Here is a 20,302-nt window from a genome sequence, read left to right as displayed (position 1 = left end):
GTACGTGGCTTCACTCTGAGAGCTGTCACAACCTCTGAGAGCGTTACAACAAAGAGCCGCTGCAACGAAGTGGACCGATTGAATCTACCGTGGAAGCGGTGCAGAATTCTTATCGAAGAGATCGCTCGTCTGAGCGGGATCGAAATTGCCTGAATCATCGATTCGGAATGTGACTTCGCCATTCTCGATGTCGATCACGGTCACGGTCATCTCACCAATCCGCAGCACATCTCCGACGGCGACTTCCAATTCTTGGAATTGCACCATTAACCTCCGTGTATCAATGGGAAAGATGTGATTCGTGATGGTGCGAATATAGCGACGGGTTTCTTGGCTCGCAACGACGATCTTGCGGAAGTATCCAATTTTGTCCCTGTTTTGTTGTGTTTAAATGAAACACTACTTGCGAGACACGCGAAGGGAACTCCACCTTTGCGATGATGAACGACGTTGCGATGCGATCGATTCGTGGTTGAAATTCATGATGCGAGATCGCGAAATGCAGTGCGGCGAATGCGTTGATTCGTTCATTGTCCCGTCGGGTTTATTGTCCTGTCGCCGCGGACTTCTCGAAGTCCTGCAGTTGCAACGTCAAAAAGTCGCGAAGTGATTTTAGTCGTTCTCCATCGCGAACCTTTCGGCCATCGGACTCTGTCACGAAGAAGACGTCCAGCACCTGATCGAAGTGGGTGGCGATTTTTGCTAGAGCGACGCTGAGGTTCTGTTCGTACAGGGTGCGCGTGATAACGTAGAGAAGTCCGGGCCGATCGTGTGCAAAGACGTCGATGACCGTGTAGCGATCTGACGATTCGTTATCGACGACAACCCGCATCGGCAGATCGGAAACGGGACCTGAGGTTGCATGTACCGAGAATCTCCCTCGCGATTTCAGCAACGTCTCGACATTGGTTTCGCCCCGCAGAACTTTTCGGATTGCGATGGCAACTTCATCGACACGCCACGTTGGAATCTCGCCGGCATGATCGGCATCGCGTACGCGATAGACGTCGATAATCACTCCATCCAGCGTCGTGAAAATCGCCGCGGACAAGATTGCCATTCGTTTTGCGCTCAGGACTCCCGAGAGCTTGTGAAAGCAGCCGGGGGCGAGTTGTTCGTGAGTAATGATCCGATATTCGGCCGTTTCGGTTTCCGCGTCATAAACGGCTTCCACATGGATCTCATCCGGCTTTCGGGATTGGATGACGCGGAAATCGTCTGCAATCCGCGACGGTGGCGTCTCGAGCAGATAGTGGGCGGGGAACTGATCGAGCTGTTGCAAGAGTGTGCTGCCGCGCTCGTGATGTGCTCGGTCGGGGTCACGTTCTGTCCGCGGATCTTCGATCAAACCGGCGACCTGCTGCTTGATCGCCTTTAACCGGGTTGCCTCGTCGAAGAGATGACTTTTCCCGCTAAGCCACAGCATGGTGTGTTCGTACAGTGTGTTTGTCAGCTCGGCCTTCCACTGATTCCAGACACCGGGCCCCACCGCCGAGATGTCGGCCGCGGTGAGTGCGAACAGCATTCGCAGGGTCTCGGGGCTGCCGACTTCATGGCTGAATTTCAGCAAGACCGCAGGGTCGCCGATGTCGCGCCGCAAGGCAAGATCCGCCATTTGCAGATGCCGGTGGACGAGAAACATCAGCAGATCTCGCTGGTGATCGGGAAGCCCAAGTCGCGATGCCGCGTCTGCCGCAAGGCGGCGACCCACTTCACTATGATCTTCGTCATAGCCCTTTCCTGCATCGTGCAGCAGAATCGCCAGATGCAGGATCTGTTTGTGGTGGATCTCGCGATAGGCCTGGCCAACCGGCTCTGGATCGAACTGGAACTGCTCGGCGGCCTCGACGGCTCGCAGGGTGTGTTCGTCGACCGTGTAATGGTGGTACTGATTGAACTGCAGCAGGCAGCGAATATGTTGAAAGCACGGCAGGACTGCTTCGAGAGCCCCGTTGGAGTGCAGGCTTCGCAGCGCATTCCCGAGCGATCCCGGGGTGCTGAGCAGCGCCATGAAGGAATTCGCGGCCTCGCTGGAAAGTGTCACGGGAGGTTTGATTTGTTGTTGCTTGATCGCTTCGGACAATCGCGGTGCGACTTTCCGCCGATAGCGAGCGGCCGTCAAGTAGAGGTGGAGGACGCCTTCGAGGGTTTCCAGTGCCGTTCGCCGGGCTCGAGAACTGGGGATATCGATGAACTCGGGGCCGACGCGATAGATGTTGTCGATCCGGTAAGAGATCAAGAACTCGAAGATCCTGGTCCCCCACGGCTTCTGACGTGTGCGTTCGATGAAGCGTCCCGTCAGATCCGCGACAACCGAACTGTGCTGAAAGTACTCTTGCATGAATCGTTCAACGGGGATCTGTCCCTGACTGGGGGCAATCTTTCGCAGTTGTGCGATCCGTAGCTGATCTTCGCGCGACAACGTGTCTTGTTCTTTCCCCGCTGCAAAATGCAGGTCGATTCGCAGTCCAATCAAAAACTCGTAGGCGTGCGTCAGGCGTCTCGATTCGTCTTTCAGAATAACCCCCTGCAAGCGCAGTGAGTCGATGTCGCCCGCACCATAAAGGGCAAACCCGATCCAGCGAATCAGGTGAAGATCCCGCAAGCCGCCCAGCGATCGTTTGACGTCCGGTTCTAATTGCTGAGTCGTTGCCCCGAACTCGGATCGTTCTTTGTCGCGAGCGGCAACCAGATCAATCAAGAACTGGCGAAATCGAGCTTTGATGACGGTCCGCACGAACTTTGCTTTGATCTGTTCAAACAACGCAGTACTGCCGCTCAGTCTGCGAATGTCGACGAGTGACGTGGCGAACTGTGGCTCTTGTTTGGCCCATGCAATTGAATCGGCGACGGTCCGAACGCTGCTGCCCAGTTTCAGGCCCGCGTCCCACAGGTCGCGCTGAATCTGGGACGCAATCGGTCCGAAGAGCTGAGCAATTTCAGGCGAGTGAAGGAAAAGAAGATCGATATCGGAATAGGGACAGACGTCCCCCCGACCTGTGCCGCCGATGGCGAGCAGTGCCGATGCCCCGCGGATTTTCTCGGCGACATCTGCGGGTGTTTCTGCGAGCGATTCTTCGAAGATCGTCGTGACGAACTCATCCATTAATTGCGAGAGCAGAGAGGCTGTCTGAAGTCCCGATGCCCCCTGCTGAAATCGCTTGCGTGTCTGCTGGCGAAGGTCGTCGACGCGCTTCCGCAAAACGGCGATTCGTTCGGTACGCACCTTCAACCCGAGGCTCGAATCCGGGGAGGTCGACAGCGCACGGACTTCGGAAATAGTGGCCTCCATTGTGCTGCAGGGGGTGAGAGACATTGCCTTGACGGATCTTATCGTGATCGTCGCGCTGGAGGAAATCATTCTGCGGGAGACGACGGCTTGGACACGCGAAGTTCGCTTGCTATCGATGCACAATAGGACGAGGCAATTGCCGTCCTCGCGACAATCTTCAATCAGAGTTCACGACGATGACGGACTTTGATTGAACGAGGCGTCGAATTTCGGGCGCACCGACAGAGGAGGGATGCACGCGTCATGGTCTGGCCTCGAGATCGACATGGATTCCCGATCCGGAATCGTGTCGATCGAAAAGGCACAACGATGGCGCGTGTTCCCTGGTCTCCGCGGCTCGTCTCACTTTAGATCGCTTCTGGACCGGTTTCGCCGGTTCGGATTCGGACGACGTCTTGCAGGCTGGTGACAAAGATCTTTCCGTCGCCGATTTGACCCGTGCGAGCGACATCGGAAATGGTCTGGATGGCCTTGGCGACTTCATTGTCGCCGACGACGACTTCCAGTTTGACTTTCGGCAGGAAGTCAACGGTGTATTCCGCACCACGATACGTTTCTTTATGGCCACGCTGGCGTCCGAAGCCGCGCACTTCGGTCACGGTCATCCCTTGGATGCCCGCTTGTGTCAAGGCGTTCTTGACTTCCTCCAACTTGTAGTGGCGAATCACCGCTTCAACCTTCTTCACGATCAACTCCTTGGATAGATCTTTAGGAACATCATCACAGTTTACAGCGACAGAAGCCTTCACTGAGCATGAAGGCGCGATAACTTGTCGTACCCTTTGGTTCTCTCTTTCGACCGCGACATGTTCGACCGCGGCATGACCCGAACAGATTCCGGACCAGATCCCGCTCAGAGCGCCTCGGAACCGCTCTCACCGGTTCGAATCCGGACCATCTCTTCCAAGTCCGTCACGAAAATTTTCCCGTCACCAATTTGCCCCGTGCGTGCCGTGCGGATCATGGTTTCAATGACCAGTTTGGCTTGATCATCACTGATGACCACTTCCATTTTGACTTTGGGCAAAAAGTCGACGGAATACTCGGCGCCACGATACTGTTCTTTTTGTCCCTTCTGGCGTCCGAATCCACGAACTTCGGTGACGGTCATCCCTTGAACGCCCACTTCCATCAATGCGTCTTTCACTTCTTCCAACTTGAAGTGTCGGATCACCGCCTCAATTTTTTTCACGAGCCACCTTTTTGAAAATCAGAGTGCTTGTCTTGATTCGATCAATGTCGTCCTCGGGCGTTTCACGGATGCGTCGATTAGAGCCCGATGCGATTCGTTTCACCCATTTGAATCATACGGAAGCCCGATGTTTCCGCGATCACTGATCGTCGAGAATCACAGCATTCTTTCCTGAAAGTGCAAGATCAGAATGGTGGCGGGACGATAGCCCATGCTTCGAACATCCCGCCACGTCAGTGGGATTCTCGTTGAAGAATCAATAGAAAATGTAACCTTCTTCACCGTGCTGATTGATGTCGAGACCTTGAAGTTCGCCCGCTTGATCAACTCGCAGGCCCAGGATGGCATCGACAATTTTCAGCAGAATTGCGGTTCCAACGACCGCCAGCAGCATTGCAGCACCCGCCGCCACGGCTTGTGCGATCACCTGATTGGGGTTGCCTTCCAGCAATCCACACGGCTCGGTCACGCCGGGAATGACGGCCCGCGTGGCAAACACGCCCGTCAGAATGGCCCCAAGAGTTCCGCCGACACCGTGCACGCCGAACGCGTCGAGTGAGTCATCGTACTTGAACTTGTTCTTCAGAGTGGTGCAGGCATAGAAGCAGACAACCCCCGCACACAGGCCCAGAATCAGGCCCCCGATTGGAGTGGCTGATCCGCTCGCGGGAGTGACACAGACCAATCCGGCGACGGCACCCGAGCACGCACCAAGGATACTCGGCTTGCCACGCAGGATCCATTCGAGCAGTGCCCAGGCGATTGTTCCGGTAGCGGCGGCCATATGGGTCGTGACGAACGCGTTCGCTGCACGGAGATCTGCGGCCCCTGCACTGCCCGCATTGAAGCCGAACCAACCCACCCACAGCATTGTCGCGCCGATATAGGTGTATGTCAGATTGTGGGGTGGCATCGGCTCATGCCCAAAACCAAGGCGTTTGCCCAGAAGAACCGCACAGACCAGTGCCGAGATTCCTGATGTGATATGCACCACGGTTCCGCCAGCGAAGTCATAGGCTTTGAAGGCGGCGGTCTTATTGAATTCGGAACACCAGCCGAAGTCGGACCAGACCCAGTGTGCGACGGGGCAGTAAATGAAAGTGCCCCAGAGAATCGAGAACAGCACCATCGAGCTGAACTTCATTCGCTCGGCGAAGGCGCCACAGATCAATGCGGGGGTAATGATGAAGAACATCATTTGAAACACCATGTGGATCGAACGAGGCAGCGTCGGTGTGTACGCTGGATGAACTCCCACTTTGAGCGCTTCGTCCCAATAAGGAATGACGCCGTTCAGGAGTAAATATTTTCCGTCACCAATCAATCCCAGACCTCCGACGGAGTCGCCGAAGCAAAGGCTGTATCCATATAGTGCCCAGATGACGGACATCACCCCCATCAATGTGATGCACTGCATCATGACGCCGAGAATGTTTTTCTTACGAACTAGACCACCATAGAACAACGCCAATCCTGGTGCTGTCATCATGAGCACGAGTGCCGATGATGTTAGCATCCAGGCGATGTCCCCCGAGTTGAATTGGTTGACAGCGGCGGGGACCGCGTCAGGAGTTTCTCCAGGTGATTCTTCGGCCTGCAGTCTTCCCAGATTTGCCAGAAAAAGAAACAATACCGCGAGAGCGATCCGGTACCCATGCCTCACAACGCAACTCCTTAAATGCAATCCAGGAAATTAACCTTGGTTATTCAATGCCATTCGAAATCAAACTCAGATCTCAATGTTTCTCAGATCGAATGACACAACGTTGTTTCCCGAAGGCAAGTTGCGTGCCGCGAAGATCGGCATTGCCGGGTTGCGGTTGACCGAAGCACGCTATTTCGACGAGGAATTCGTGTTTTATAGGTAAAAAAATGTGGAATTCGGCAGGTCTTATCTTTCAGGAATGTCACGTTGTCTCCGCTGATGACCGCAGTTTATGCCTGTTTTGTGGGCACTGGTTTGGCGATCTTCGTCGAATGGCTGAGTCGGCGCGAGCGGCGGTTGCTTGAGTTGCCTGCATCAAGCCCGTCCTTTCGTTGGAGACGCGGGGCGGCGGTGCTGATCGTGACCGCAATTCTCTGCGGAGTGTTTCACTGGGCATCCGTCGCCAACGGGTGTTTGGAGACTCCTGAAGTGCAGCCGTCCTGGACAGGGCGTCACTGGCGTCTGGCCTATCATCTGACGCTCATCTGTTTCTTGATTGTCGCGACGGCGATTGATTTTGACTCGTACACCATTCCTGACGCGATCACCGTTCCCGGCTCATTACTTGGTGTGATCGGAGCTTGTCTGATCGGAGAAGCGCAGATCAGCCATTTGTGGGTCGACTGGTCTCTCGCCATTCCCCAGATTCAAGGGCCGTATATCCCCGCCTGGTATGACAGTCACCGTGTGTGGCACGCTCTTGCCTGGAGCCTCGCCGGATTGATCACGGGGGCGGGCATCACCTGGATTGCGCGTCAAATCAGTTCACTGGTCCTGGGACAAGAAGCGATGGGGTTGGGCGATGTCACTCTGATGGCAATGATCGGCAGTTTTCTGGGATGGCAGGCCGTCACGCTCGTCTTTCTGATCGCACCACTGACCGGTTTGATTGCGGGGGTCATCATTCGGATGATTTCTGGCAAGACCTATTTGCCCTACGGCCCATGGCTCAGTATCGCAGCGGTCCTTGTCCTGTTGACATGGAGCACGCTCTGGCAACAAACGCGCCTGATTTTCAGTGATTGGCTGAGTGTGCTGGTGCTGGCGACGGTCGGATGTGTGGGGTTTGTGGTCCTGCTGATGCTACTTCAGCTTTACAAGTCCATACCAACTCGCAGGAACAACCCCGTTCCGTAATGAGGTTGGCGGCGCCAACTGCGTCGGATTCAATCGATAGACCATTGATGGCGGTTGGGCGCGGATGGAATGTTATTCCAGTGGATTGCCGTCGTTGTGCAGGATCATTCGCCGCAGTTTTTCGGGCTTGACGTCTTTTTCGATCTGTTTGACATCGCCGCTGAAGAACAGGGCAATGAAACTGTCCTTCACCACATCACCCAGCGGACGGGCGGGATTATCTGGGTCGAAGATCAAACCGCCGGGCTTCGTCCAGACTTCTGCGGTATCAGAGCCCGCTTGGACCACCAAAATGGTATTGGATGTACCGTCTGATATGTCCACGACCTTCGGGGTCTTGTCGTCGGCAAATGCCGTTTGAGGCCCGACAAAAACGTGAAGTGATGTCTTACCGGGATCATCGACCCCCGGGCTGCGATAGATCATCGGCATTTTGTTGATCAATTTCTTGTTGTGCTCGCTGTCCCACGGTTCGTCCAGTTTGAATTCGTTGTAAAGGCCGGCTTGATCAAGGTAGGGCAGCAGGTGTACTCGCCAACTGAGTCCGACGGGGCGGTTGGGATGGCCTCTGCCCGCTCCCGGAAAGAAATTGTGCGCGCTGTGAAAGTTGTGAAAAGCGATACCCAGCTGTCGGAGTGCCAGCTTCTGCTCACTGCCCCTGCTGGCTTCAATTCCGGCTGCCAGCGTCGATCGAAGTAACAAGGGAAGCCGATCCAATCCTTCGGGAGCGGTGGCACGAACCTGAATTTGACTCTCGTCGAGGACGATGTTTGTTGAAGCCAGCAATCGATTGATCAGCGACCGCATTTCCTGATCGCTCTCGTTGGCGGTTGGAGGAAGCGGATGTTTCTCGTACGTTTGCCGCAGTTGATTCAGCCCGAGGTCCATCATTGCCGATAGTCCCATCGCCATCTGTGCATCATGGGCTTTCAAATCCATGTCGAAGAGTGGTTGTGAATTTTCAAGGCTCATCGCGACATGGATGGCGATCTTGTCAATATTGTTGATCACCCCAAGCATCGGGTTCAACTTCGCGATTTCACGGACGAACGTTGATTGCGATTCTAAATCGATCACCGCGGTCAGATCTGAGTCGAGTCGAAGTTTCTCGATGAAAGGTGTCGGGCGAGACTGGCTGCGAGATGCCGAGATCATCGATTTCACCGATTCGATTGTTCCCAAGGCGATTGTTTGATCCTGAGGGAACCAGACTGCGAGCCGATCATTGTGATGGATCGTTTGTTCTTCAAACATAAGCGTGGACGGCTGCGACAGAAGTCCGCTGACAATCTCTGCCTGATTCGCAACGGACGACAGTCTGATGATCAATGTGGGCGGCGTCGAGCTTGGGTTTTCGCCGCGTACTTGCTCGACATCGAGTGATGAGCCATCGGCCGGCTGGATCATTCGCGACAGTGTCAAATCATCTGTCGTCGACGGCACGTTAAAAACGGCGCCGTCGGCTTTGAGTGCCAGAAACGTCCCCCCTGCGAGAGTTCCCAGGCATTTCTTCGGGGCCGTTAGATCGACTTCGAGACCGCCAGGCTTGGTCCAGATTTCCGCGGTGTCAGCACCTGCCAGCGCGACGAGAATCGTGTTCGACGTCCCATCGGTCATTTTGCCAAGTGAATAGCCTTCGTTACCGTAGAACGGAGTCTTCTCGCCTGTGAAGACATGGAATGAGGTCTTCCCTCGATCTTTCACGTCCGGTGATTTGAAGATGTCTGGCATCTTGGCGATCAGTGTTCGATTGTGATCGCTGTCCCAGGCCTCATCGAGATGAAATTCATCGTAAAGGGCGGCCTGCTCGACAAAGGGAAGGATGTGCACGCGCCAACTCAAGCCCGTTCTTTTTCCATCCCCGTCTCCGTCGGCCCGAGGGAACTTCGAGAAGACGTCGTGATAGTTATGAAACCCGAGCCCGATGGCCTTCATCGCCATCAGTTGTGCGCGGGGACGTGGTCGTTCCTGCTGAATGTCGGGGACCCTCACCCCAAGCTCTTTGGCCATCGAATTCACAAACGGTTGGTCCAGGGCGACGGTAATCCGTTCAATCATGGCTAGCTGAAGATTCGCTTTTTGAAACGTGATGGTCCAACGCGAAGGCTGTTTGTCGATGGCGAACTCGCTGAGCAGTTGGCCGAGCGGCGAATTGAAGAACTGTTGTGGATGGATCACGATCAAGCCGACCAGCGCATCCGGCAGCCACGCCACCTCATCGAAGGGACGAGGTGATGAGGCGGATTTCCGCGTGGAATTCGGCGATTCTGCCGTCAACCTGTCCGCCGTGGTCACCGCCAATGCCGGCGAACCCACTGTTGCGTAGGACTTGTCCGTCCCGTCTGGGGGCGCTGCGATGTCGGGGACGACGTTTTTCGTCTCGTTCTGGGGTGCACCGTTCGAGGATGGAGTGGGTGCTTTTTCGACGTGGGCCTCAGATCGACGTTGTTGATCGACGACATGGTCGTCCGGCTTGAGAGACTCGGCGGCCTTTTTCTCTGTGCAGCCGCTGAGTAGCAGCAGTATCAGCATCAACGGCCGCATTTCCAGGGCAAATCTGCGCATAGCATGCCTGCGAAAAGTTGTGTGAGACCGATCGAATCGTGTCGAGTTCGACAATTCACTGATCGGAAACTTTAACAGACGATGTGTCTGAGATCGAGCGAATTTCTGCGAGACATCGTCGGTTGAAGGTCTCAACGTCTTTAGAGGCCGGCCAGGGAGCATCTAACGGTACCGGGCTCCATTTCCTGAGATGCCGCTAGATCTGTTCGATGGACAGCGTGTGCGAGCCTACAAAATCGGCCAGTTCGGCTGCATTGAAGACGCCAGTGGTGGCGCCGACCGAACGTACACAACTTGCGCCGAGTGCGGTGCCGAGTTTCAAGCAGGACGCGTAACTTTCGCCGCGTAGGACTCCGTAGAGGTACCCGGCCGCGAAGGCGTCGCCTGTGCCGGTGGAGTCGACCGGTTCAACTGGGTAAACGCCTGACCGAAGTTGGACGCCGTCTGGGCCGATTAGCACTGCGCCACGTTCGCCCTGCGTCACGATGGCGGTCTTCGCTCCGAGTTTCTGAAGTGCAAGTGCTTGCTCGAGCGGAACCGACTTTTGCGTGATGCGATGTGCTTCGTCGTTATTGCAGATAAAAATATCGGTCCAAGGCAGGACAGGATTCAACCAGGCCATGGTATCGGTCGTTTCCGAGATCACGACGTTCAGGACCGTGACGACCCCTGCGTCGCGTGCGATTCGGAACAAACGAATGACGCGTTCTGGAGTCAATGACTCGATCAGACAAAACCCGCCGACGAACAGTGACTTTGCACTGCGAATCGAGGCCTCCGTCAATTCGCTGCCGTCGTATTCACCGTTCGCGCCAACGCAGTGGATGAATCGACGATCTTCGCCTTTGACGTTCAGCACGAATGTGCTGCTGGTCACCGCCGTCGTGCTCATTTCCAATCGACTGGTATCGACGCCCGCTGCGGTCAGCAGATCGCGCACTTCGCGGCCGAACAGGTCTTGACCGACGCGACCGGACAGGGCGACGTTCATTCCCAGCCGAACGAGATCGACGGCCAGATTCGCTGGACATCCCCCGATCGAAAACTCGATTTTGTCCGTTTTCACCAGCGCCCCAGACGGTGGCATGCTGGGAAGTGGCTGACAAATCGTGTCCGCCACGATGATTCCGGCGCAGAGACAATCATAGGTGCGCGACATTGTCGATCTCATTGAGTGGAACGGTCGCCCTGCAAAGGCCGCCGCAAGTTCATCGTTTTAAGCAGGAAGGCAACACCGTGTCGTGGAAGAAACGTTGAGACGTTCATGCATGTGACACGTTCATTGAGCCGCTCTTGAGCGTGTCGCCTGAATGAATGTCATGATCACGAAAGGTGTCGACGGGGCAATTCTTTTGTTCCTGAACGACTTTCACAAGTCCAAGGAGGTGATTTGCCACGGTTCTCGCAAATGGACACCTCGTCCAATCGTCCTGTAACTTCTGCGCGCTCGCGAACGTCAGTCTTTGGGGCGAACCTCGGCAAATTCTGCCTTGGCCAGAATCGCGGCGAGTAACGCATCGGCAATCGCGCGCATCCCTTTGTCTCCTGGATGGGCGGCAACGCCCGCGTGATCAAATTTCCGTTCAGAACTCGCAGCATTGGTTGGGTCGCTGCCCAGTTTTGAAATCTCGACAAACGTAAGTTTGGCGTCTTCAGCGGCTCGTCGCATGATCTCGTCTTTGACGGGGTTGGCCCAGAAGCTACTGCGAACGAAGATCGTCGGATGTCCGTCACCTTTCAATTCATTCAACAACCGTCTCATGGCGGACAAAAATTTCGCCCGTGTTTCATCGGTTGTGAGCTCTGGGACATTTTCACCGATGGCCACGATTACAAGGTCGGCATTGAATTCTCGCTCAGCGGCGAAAGCCTTGGCCACATCGAACGTATCGTGTGTTCGTTCAAAATCGCCGATATTTCTGACCATGATCAGCGGCGGCTTGTCCGCGATTCGGGCGATGTCTGCGGTCAGCAAGTGGACGAAATCTTTCTCTTTTGCGCTGGCCGCCATTCCCCAATTGCTGGTCCACCCAATCTGAGGAGCAGGCCCGTGGAGCGTAAGGCTGTTCCCCAGGAACAGAATTCTTCGAGTTGATAAACGTCCAATTTGGGGATCAGCGATCGGGGGCGTTGCCAATTGGCGCTCGAGCCAGGGGGTGACTTTGTCGACCCAACGAGCCGCGTGCTCGCGCAGTCCCGTGCCGCTGAAATGCACACCTTGACCGCCGGAATCACGAAATGATCCTTTGATTGCGTCTGTGTCGGGCCCTGCGAGCGCAACACCGTTCCCTGCGACTTGCTGTTGCGCGTCACGAATCTCGGCCGATGCTTCGTCCCCCGGAATATGGTAGGTCGCCTGGGCGACGAACCAGGGGGCCTTCCAACCAATCTCGCGTCGTGACTCTTGAATGAGCAGCGTCAAATTCTCGAGATAGACGGGGCCAGCCAATGTTCGTGTTGGATCTTTCTGGTTCGCGTCACTCTCGCCTTGATGCCAGAGGACTGCCCGGAAACCATGAAATCCGAAATGTTTCATACGACTGACCAGCATCTTGAAAGCCTCACCTTGGCTTTCCCATCGGTTGTCGGACCGTTGCTGTACCCGTCCCACCAGTGTCGGCGGATTGGAGAGGATCGTGCCCTGGGGAAGCCATTCGCGGACGCTTGTCGCACCAATCCCACAGGCGACGAAACCGACAGGAACGTTAAAGTGCGCGACGATGGCGTCACCGAATGGAGGAATGAAGCTGCCGCCGGTGCCCGTCGCGCCCGGCTGCGGATCATCGGAGAGATGCCAGCGTTCGCCGTCGAACGAGGCGAGTCGGCCGGACGTCGGTTTTTGTCGTTCCTCGCCGTAGTTGGCCGAGTTTGATTGCCCTGCGACCACGAAGACTTCGCCGACCCCAACGTGCGCGATCTCGATTTCTGCCGTTACCGAGGCTCCCTGCTTCGCTCGGAGGGCAATCCGGTACCACCCGCCAGCGGGGACGTCGAGTTGACCTTGGAAGGTTGGTCCATCGAACTGGCAATTCACCGTCTGCCACTGGCCAGGCGTTCCATTAACGGTCAGCCGAGCTTCCAGAGCAGAGGGGGCTTCATCGCTTCCCTTCAGTTTACCAATGATCGGAAGCGGGCCCTGCTCTTTCGTTGTGCGCTGCACGATCTGGTAGTCGGTTGGCGAACTGACTTGCAGTTCTGCCGCATCGACGGCCAGCGAGGTAAAGCACCAGATCGTCCAAAACATGCGAAGTTTCATAAAACGACTCGAGAGTGTTCGGTTATACGACGATCGAATCAGCGAATTTGAATTCGAAGTCCGCCCCCATGCGTGTCCTTGGTCATGAGGAACTTGGAAGGTTACCATATACAATTCGCGACGCGGAATCGAAATGGTCGCAGAAAGATGTCTTCAATGAGGCTGGATCTTGCTGAGCGTTTGGGCGCTCGGGCTGATCCCATTTTGGAACCCATGGGGTAAAATTGTCCCGCGGTGAATTTCCATGTATGCAAAGGGTGATGAGTTTTGAATTACGACGTTTATGACAACCCGTTGATTGGTCGGTATGCCTCGGCGGAGATGAGCCAGCTCTGGTCGCCCCAGACGAAACATTCGACTTGGCGCAAGCTGTGGGTCGCACTCGCCGAATCGGAGCAAGAACTGGGATTGGAGATTTCTCCCTCGCAGATCAACGAGTTGAAAGCCCATGTCGACGATATCGACTTCGAAGCGGCCGCTTCACATGAGAAGCGGCTACGTCACGACGTCATGGCACATGTCCACGCTTATGGCGACCTGTGCCCCGCCGCGAAACCGATCATTCATTTGGGCGCGACCAGTTGCTTCGTGACCGACAACACGGACTTGATCCTGATGCGTCGCGCGCTTGAGCTATTGCGCTCGAAGCTCGTCGCGACCATTGATCGACTGGCGGCGTTTGCATCAAGTTATCGGGCCCTGCCCTGCCTGGGATTCACACACCTGCAGCCCGCGCAGCCGGTCACCGTAGGCAAGCGCGCCACTCTGTGGTGTTATGATCTTGTTCTCGATCTGGAAGAACTCGAACATCGCATCGCAAGTTTGAAAATGCGAGGTGTGAAAGGAACCACGGGAACGCAGGCGACCTTTTTGACACTGTTCGACGGCGATCACGCCAAGGTCGAGCAACTTGACCGGATTGTCTGTGAGAAGATGGGCTTTGATTCTGCCTACGCGGTGACGGGGCAAACCTATTCTCGAAAAGTTGACTCACAGGTCATCGACACCCTGGGCGGGGTTGCCCAGTCGGCGCATAAAGCGGGAAGCGATTTGCGGATTTTGCAGAGCCGCAAAGAGATCGAAGAACCGTTCGAAAAGCACCAGATTGGCTCGTCAGCGATGGCCTACAAGCGGAATCCGATGCGGTCGGAACGCATGTGCGGACTGGCTCGATTTGTGATGAGCCTGACATCCTCGGCGGCACAGACGACGGCGACACAGTGGATGGAACGAACGCTCGACGATAGCGCCAATCGCCGTTTGACGATTCCTCAAGCGTTTCTCGCCTCGGACGCCATTCTGATTCTTTACCGCAACGTGGTTGATGGGCTGGTCGTTTATCCCAAGGTGATCGCCAAACATCTGGATGAAGAACTGCCGTTCATGGCCACGGAAGAGATTTTGATGGCCGGAGTTCGGGCTGGCGGTGATCGTCAGGAACTTCACGAACTGATTCGGGTGCACAGCCAGGAGGCGGGCAGGCAAGTCAAAGAGCATGGTGGCTCGAACGATCTGATTGAACGGCTGAAAGGCGAGACGGGATTTGCCAATGTCGATTTGAGCGGTGCATTGGACTCGTCGCGGTTCGTCGGACGGGCACCGGAACAAGTCGATCGATTTGTCGAAGACGTGATTGAACCGATTCGTCAACGCTACGCTGAAGACTTGAAACGCCCCGGCGAAGACCTTCACGTATGACGATGTGATCGATTGGCAACGCTTTTTCCCTCGCTCCACCGGGGACGAGGGGAAAAGCTGCCTGCCGTTTCCCGCGTCCGAAGTTCCGTATGCGGATGCCTTCAATTCGGGATGAACCATCCACCGGCGATTCATCAAACTGTCTCGATCGGGAACGGCTGCAGGTCGATGAAATTACAGTTCGATCAAATTGTCAAAGATCCGTTGGCAAAAACGCCTCAGCGTGTGCCGATCAGCGACAGGGCTCGAAAGTGAGTCCGTCAGGATGATGTGGCATTTTGTGAATAGTGCCCGCTTTTGAATTCTCCTGACTAAAATGATCAACTTGAGCGCGGCCCTTGATTTCACGGGGAAAAGTACGTGCTCATCATGTTGCTCATTCCAATTCTCTGTTCCGTTAAAACCACGTTTTTTGATGGACAGTGGACGGACCGATAGCGGCGTCCTCACTGCGCTGCAATGAGACGTCAGTCGTTCGTTGAGTACGATGGTGACCCGCGTCAGGGCCCCTATCGAGGCCTGCTCCAACTTTCGCGATCCATTTGAGGCCCTGGGATTTCGCCAAAGGCCCCGAAACCATTCCACCCTGAATGGTCGCCCTCCAAATATCAGGCGGGACCATTCCCGGCAGGCTCCTGAAAACAATTCGTTAAATTGATTCCAGCGTCGTCATCCCGGCACGATAGCAAAATCTCGTGATGGCGCAGCGAGCAGTTCGAGGGTTGTTTCCAAACATTTGGATGGTCGAACGTTCTGTTCGAAAGCGCGTACGTTCGGCATTCTCTCATTCCCTCTGTGTCACGCTGCAAGAGCCGTCCGCAATCGCGAGCCTGGGACGAGGTGGAATTGCTTCGCGTTGCCAGACGCAATCCAATGCTCGAATTTCCTTGTTCCGAAGCTCCACTGGGGAATGTTTCCTACGCCTCGAGGTGTGCAGAAGGTTCTTGGGGTGCTTTCCCGCTTGGTAGAAACCGTGCCGTAAGAGGCGTCACCAAACGGGAGCTTGGTAACGAGGGGAATGAGGCGTTGCCAAGCAGTTGCTTGGAAACGAGGAAACGAGGGGAGTCGGTAGGCGATTACGCCAGCAGTTCTTTGATCGGGTGCGAAGCGGGATCGGCGATCGGGATCGGCCGGCCGTCGACATCGAACGATTTCGTCGTGTCGACGCCCACAGCCTGCAGGTAGGTGTGGAACATGTGGGCGTGATCGACCTTACCGTCTGTGACTTCGGTCCCGTTGGCGTTGGTCTTGCCATAGACCGCGCCAGGAACAATTCGACTGCCACCCAGCAGTACCGACCACGATTTGCCCCAGTGATCTCGTCCATAGATGTGATTGATGTTCGGTGTGCGGCCGAATTCTGACATCACGACGACAAGCGTGCTTTCGAGCATTCCTCGATCCGCGAGATCGCCCACGAGCGTTGCGAAGGGCGTGTCAAACTCGCCAAGCTGCTCCAGATGGAAAATGAAGTTCTCGTTGTGAGTGTCATAATTCGAATGGCTGACCTGGACGAACGACACGCCATTTTCGAGCAACCTGCGGGCGAGCAGGCAGTGGCGGCCGAAGTCGTGCTTGCCGTAGCGGGCCTGATCCTGTTCGGACTCTTTCGTGACGTCGAAGACTTCCCGGCGGGCCATCAGTTGTTGGGCCTGCTCATAGCTGTAAGCGTAGGCGTCGGTCATCGCCGTTCGTCGGCGCGACAGAAACCGCTCGTTTGCCGCTCGCCGCAGGGCATTTCGCTGGTCATCGGCAGATTGAGTGACGATGTCGGGACGTGATGAATTCTGAGGTGGTTGACCATTGCCCATCACCACACCGGCATACTTTGGACCCAGATACGCCGAGTCATTCGTGCGGCCACCGCCTCCTGGCGTGATCTGAATGTGACCGGGAAGTCCGTTGTTGTCGGGGGCGAGTGCTTTTGCGGCGACGGCGCCGATTCGAGGGAAATCACCCGCGGGCGTTTGGCGACGCCCGGTGAACATCATATAGGCGCCCTTGCCGTGGTCGTCTTCTGAGGTGTCGATGCTACGGACGATTGCCAGGCGATGCATTTGCTTGGCTGTTTCGGGAAGGAGTTCGCAGACCTGCGTCCCTGGAACCGACGTCGAAATCGCGCGAAACGGTCCACCCGTCGGCGTGCCCGGTTTGGGGTCCCAGCTTTCGAACTGGCTCAGGCCACCATGCATGTTGAAAACAATCACGCGTTTCTGTTGTTTGGCCAGTTCACTGGCGGCAAGCGGCTGTGTCAGAAACGAAAGTCCTCCGACCAGATTGCTTCCGGCGGCGAGAGTTCCTGCGGCAAGCGTTCCCAGGAATTGGCGTCGGGCCATCGCATGTTCGGTCGATTGGCAGGCATAGCGACACTGCATGTTGCTCTCGCTTTCAAGGGAACGTTGTAACTTGAATCCATTCACCCGAGTCTTCAGTGGTTGAACCGAAACTCGGCCGACGTCACCAGCGACCAGATCAAGTCGCGAATCGCCTGGGGACGTTCATTTGCATGCGCCGCCAAATAGGCGGCCACTTCATTCACTTCGTCGGGTGCTGGCCGACGCGTCAGTGTCGACAAGTAGAGTTCTTCGGCGAATGCGCTGCTGTCCGCCAGTGCCGTCAGCCGTTGTGCCAACTGGCCTCCCGACGCCCAACTGATCAGTGTTCCGCCGTTCGCGACAAACAACGCCTGATCTGGAGTCGCGAAGAAGTCTTCCTGTGACTGACCCGATGAGGCAGCGTACAGATTGATGAACGGGGCCACGTTGCCTCGCATTTGTTCATTGAACTGTTGTTCAAGTTTGAAATCTCGAACTTTGGCCTGAGCCGCGTCCGTGGCAACCGTGGCCTTCGGGATCGACTTCTCGACTTCTCCATCGGCGGCGATTCGTTGCGACTCCAGGACTCCGGTCGCTTGCATCAAGGTCCAGCCAAGTTGCTCGGGTGACAGCTGCTTGAATGAACGAACGGCGACATCGACGGTGGACAGATCGACCAATTTCTCACGTCCGGCTGCGATCGCTGTTTCAACGGACCGTTGTGCTTCCAAGGCCTGATTCACATCGTTGGTCTTGGCCGTGACCTTCGCCTGGCGGTTGGCCATTTCTGCCGTCGCCGAGGAGAATGTCTGCTTGGCGGCCATCAATTTCGCGAAAACTTCTTGTTGCGCGGCGGTTCGTCCCACCATCGACTGTTCGGCAGTGGCCGCTTCTTTCTTCAGTGGCTCAAGACGTTCTTTCAACTTCTGAACGGCTTGAGTCAGATCGGTATCGCCTGGCAGCATCTGCAGGGCAGCCTCTGTTTTCGTGATCGCATCGGTGATGTTTTGAACAGTCGCCTGCTTTCCTTCCAACTGAGACTTTGCTTCGTCCACCAGTTTCTGGGCGTCCGCCATGGCCTTCTCGACATCGCCGACGACGCTGGTCAACTTCGACAGTTCTGCCTGTTGAACTTCGGATTCGGCAATGGCGGCGGTCAACGCCGCTTTTTGGGCATCGACTGCGGCTCGCGAGACTTCCGCATTGGTCAACGACAACCGCAATGCCACCTGCGTTTCGCGAGCGTTGAGCCGTTTCTTGCAATTCGCCGTGGCAAGCGAGTCCGCTTTGTAGCGATTCCAGGTCTCAATAAATTTCGCCTTGGCGGCATCAACTGGTTTTCGGGCTTCCAGGTACGCAGCATAGGCCGCATCTGCAGGGGGATATGCTTCAACCAGTTTGGCTTGCAAAGGGGGCTGTGCAGCGGTCTGGTCGGCAATGGATTTCTGAACCGCCTGCAGTTCGGTGTTCAATTGAGTCTGCTTGGAGGTGAATGTTGCGATCGCTGACGCAATCTCTTTGTCGTTTGGCAGAAGCTTGGCGACTTCGGCTGATTTTTGAGACGTTTCTGTGATCGCTTTGATCGCCGCTTCTTTGGCACGGGCGTCGGCCTGAGCCTTGTCGACGGCCGCCATCGAGTCATCGAGCGGCTTCTTTGCCGTCGCGACCGCGGCTTCCGATGTTCGCCAGGCCGTCTCGGCGGCGGCGAGTGCGGTTCGCGCGGCCTTGAACTGAGTATCCGCTTCATTCGCCAGTTTTTGCGAAGCGTCCTCGGTCGATTTCAGGGCTTCGAGCGCGGCGATCAGCGCCGCCTGTTCTTCGGCCGCTTTCGCGAGCTGGCCGGCGTCTTGAGACGCGGGTGGTTCGATCGACCGTTGGTAGGTTTTGGTCAGTGCCAGTTCGCGAAGCATCGCACGGATGTCGTACTTTGTGGCGACGAACTGTGAGGTCACCAGTTCCAGCACGGCGGGGTGCGAGGGGGGATTCATCGGATGATGCAGGTCAACGGGATGGACAAGCCCACGCCCCATCATGTGCGCCCACAAGCGATTGGCGATATTCAGATTGAACTGCCGGTTTCCCCCGTTTGCGGCCAGTTCGGCCAGCTTACTGCGGCGACTGAACTTCGGAACCGGACGCGTATTCGGTAGCGGTGGTGCGACATAGTCTTCACCCTGGCGCAATCGCGGTTCATCGATTTCCATTTCGCCGGGAAGTTGTGGACGAATGTTTCCGGCGTCCTGTGTGAACACGGATTTGTAACTGGCATCGCCATCCGACTTTTCGCCCAGAAAAACTTTTTTCTCGACGTCGGTAAACAGGACTGTGCGATTCACAAAGGCAAAAATGCCGTAGTAGTCCGTCTGCAAATAGTGGTCGACAATCGGATGGTCATGACACTGAGCACACTGCAGGTCCATCCCGAAAAAGACGCGACCGATGTCTCGCGTCATCAGGTGCGGTTCGGCATCGCGATCAAGGAAGAACTTCGCAGCCGGGCGAAGATTGGTGTCGACTCCGTCAGAACTCAGGATTTCACGGGCCAACTGGTCGAACGGAACGTTTTTCTCAAGTGAAGACTGCAGATACTTCTGCCATTCGGGCGTGCTGACGTACTTGTCAGGGCGACGTTCCATGAACATCACGTCCAGTACGGTTGCCATGTGAACGGCGAAACGCGGACTTGCCACCAATCGATCGATCAGTGCCGTCCGCTTGCTGGGCGACGGGTCGTCGAGGAATGCGCGGGCTTCTGCAGAGGTCGGAATCAGCCCATGCAGGTCGAGCATTGCTCGCCGCAAGAACTCGGCGTCGTTACAGACGGCCGAAGTGGGGCCAACCTGATCGGCGTCGATCAATTGATCGATCCGAACGTAAAGCGGTTCATCAGCTTGAACCTGTGACAAACACAGGCAGCCAAAACACAAAATCACCGGCAGGAAAAGTCGAGGCGGGATCATAGGCGGGGTGTCCAGGCATTGCGGCAAATTGGGATCGAAGGTCTGGAACTTCAAACTGCGGTACGTCCGCCAGGTTGAAAAGTTTGCTCCAAACGACAATCCGCACATCCGAAACGCATCGGCAGTAGTCAATACATAGCAGCCTGAAACTCGCTCCGTCAACGGAGATTGCTTCCGGTAAG

At 55.9% G+C, this 20,302-nt stretch carries 12 protein-coding genes; 2 read left to right on the top strand and 10 right to left on the bottom strand.

Annotated elements, in window-relative coordinates; all coding sequences use genetic code 11:
• Positions 1–84: 84 nt before the first annotated feature.
• The 5 genes from OSO_RS0120470 to OSO_RS0120435 all read right to left on the bottom strand — a co-directional run bounded on the left by OSO_RS0120470 (position 85) and on the right by OSO_RS0120435 (position 6,147).
• Positions 85–267 carry a hypothetical protein gene (locus OSO_RS0120470; RefSeq protein ID WP_010585016.1) on the bottom strand — a complete coding sequence of 61 codons (183 nt, stop codon included), beginning with the start codon at positions 265–267 and terminating at the stop codon, positions 85–87.
• Between the two features lie 277 nt (positions 268–544).
• Positions 545–3,226 (bottom strand): [protein-PII] uridylyltransferase, encoded by a 2,682-nt coding sequence (glnD, locus tag OSO_RS0120465; RefSeq protein ID WP_162130554.1) that lies wholly within the window; start codon positions 3,224–3,226, stop codon positions 545–547.
• A 413-nt stretch (positions 3,227–3,639) separates the two neighbouring features.
• A complete protein-coding gene (locus tag OSO_RS0120450; protein WP_010585013.1) occupies positions 3,640–3,978 on the bottom strand; it encodes a P-II family nitrogen regulator in 339 nt (112 codons plus the stop codon).
• 167 nt (positions 3,979–4,145) lie between these two features.
• Positions 4,146–4,484 carry a P-II family nitrogen regulator gene (locus tag OSO_RS0120445; RefSeq protein WP_010585012.1) on the bottom strand — a complete coding sequence of 113 codons (339 nt, stop codon included), beginning with the start codon at positions 4,482–4,484 and terminating at the stop codon, positions 4,146–4,148.
• 256 nt (positions 4,485–4,740) lie between these two features.
• Positions 4,741–6,147, bottom strand: a complete 1,407-nt coding sequence (locus OSO_RS0120435) for an ammonium transporter (protein ID WP_010585011.1) — start codon at positions 6,145–6,147, stop codon at positions 4,741–4,743.
• Positions 6,148–6,396: 249 nt separating this feature from the next.
• On the opposite strand from OSO_RS0120435, the gene OSO_RS0120425 reads away from it, so the two are divergent.
• The gene (locus OSO_RS0120425; RefSeq protein ID WP_157605362.1) at positions 6,397–7,326 is read left to right on the top strand and encodes a prepilin peptidase; all 930 of its coding nucleotides are present in this window, start codon (positions 6,397–6,399) and stop codon (positions 7,324–7,326) included.
• Between the two features lie 72 nt (positions 7,327–7,398).
• Here OSO_RS0120425 and OSO_RS0120420 read toward each other — a convergent pair whose 3' ends face one another.
• From OSO_RS0120420 to OSO_RS48325, 3 genes are all read right to left on the bottom strand, one after another.
• Complete coding sequence (locus tag OSO_RS0120420) at positions 7,399–9,858, bottom strand: DUF1559 family PulG-like putative transporter (protein ID WP_193378346.1); 2,460 nt, start codon at positions 9,856–9,858, stop codon at positions 7,399–7,401.
• Between the two features lie 229 nt (positions 9,859–10,087).
• Positions 10,088–11,050 carry a carbohydrate kinase family protein gene (locus OSO_RS0120415; protein ID WP_010585008.1) on the bottom strand — a complete coding sequence of 321 codons (963 nt, stop codon included), beginning with the start codon at positions 11,048–11,050 and terminating at the stop codon, positions 10,088–10,090.
• Between the two features lie 297 nt (positions 11,051–11,347).
• A complete protein-coding gene (locus OSO_RS48325; protein ID WP_202799964.1) occupies positions 11,348–13,135 on the bottom strand; it encodes a sialate O-acetylesterase in 1,788 nt (595 codons plus the stop codon).
• A gap of 279 nt (positions 13,136–13,414) precedes the next feature.
• On the opposite strand from OSO_RS48325, the gene purB reads away from it, so the two are divergent.
• Positions 13,415–14,845 (top strand): adenylosuccinate lyase, encoded by a 1,431-nt coding sequence (purB, locus tag OSO_RS0120390; protein ID WP_010585006.1) that lies wholly within the window; start codon positions 13,415–13,417, stop codon positions 14,843–14,845.
• Between the two features lie 1,076 nt (positions 14,846–15,921).
• Here purB and OSO_RS0120370 read toward each other — a convergent pair.
• The gene (locus OSO_RS0120370; RefSeq protein WP_029247257.1) at positions 15,922–17,220 is read right to left on the bottom strand and encodes a DUF1501 domain-containing protein; all 1,299 of its coding nucleotides are present in this window, start codon (positions 17,218–17,220) and stop codon (positions 15,922–15,924) included.
• A gap of 53 nt (positions 17,221–17,273) precedes the next feature.
• Positions 17,274–20,282 carry a DUF1549 domain-containing protein gene (locus tag OSO_RS48320; RefSeq protein WP_157605361.1) on the bottom strand — a complete coding sequence of 1,003 codons (3,009 nt, stop codon included), beginning with the start codon at positions 20,280–20,282 and terminating at the stop codon, positions 17,274–17,276.
• Positions 20,283–20,302: the final 20 nt, after the last annotated feature.

It is taken from the genome of Schlesneria paludicola DSM 18645 (genome assembly GCF_000255655.1).
GTDB lineage: Bacteria > Planctomycetota > Planctomycetia > Planctomycetales > Planctomycetaceae > Schlesneria > Schlesneria paludicola.
The sequence above is the reverse complement of the archived record's forward strand: the minus strand, read 5'-3'. Positions and strand labels throughout refer to the sequence as shown.

Excerpts from the sequence above, each read along its gene's own strand:
- OSO_RS0120415 (WP_010585008.1), bottom strand. The coding sequence starts at position 11,050 with ATGTCGCGCACCTATGATTGTCTCTGCGCCGGAATCATCGTGGCGGAC.
- OSO_RS48325 (WP_202799964.1), bottom strand. The coding sequence starts at position 13,135 with ATGTTTTGGACGATCTGGTGCTTTACCTCGCTGGCCGTCGATGCGGCA.
- OSO_RS0120420 (WP_193378346.1), bottom strand. The coding sequence starts at position 9,858 with ATGCTGATACTGCTGCTACTCAGCGGCTGCACAGAGAAAAAGGCCGCC.
- OSO_RS0120370 (WP_029247257.1), bottom strand. The coding sequence starts at position 17,220 with ATGCAGTGTCGCTATGCCTGCCAATCGACCGAACATGCGATGGCCCGA.
- OSO_RS0120470 (WP_010585016.1), bottom strand. The coding sequence starts at position 267 with ATGGTGCAATTCCAAGAATTGGAAGTCGCCGTCGGAGATGTGCTGCGG.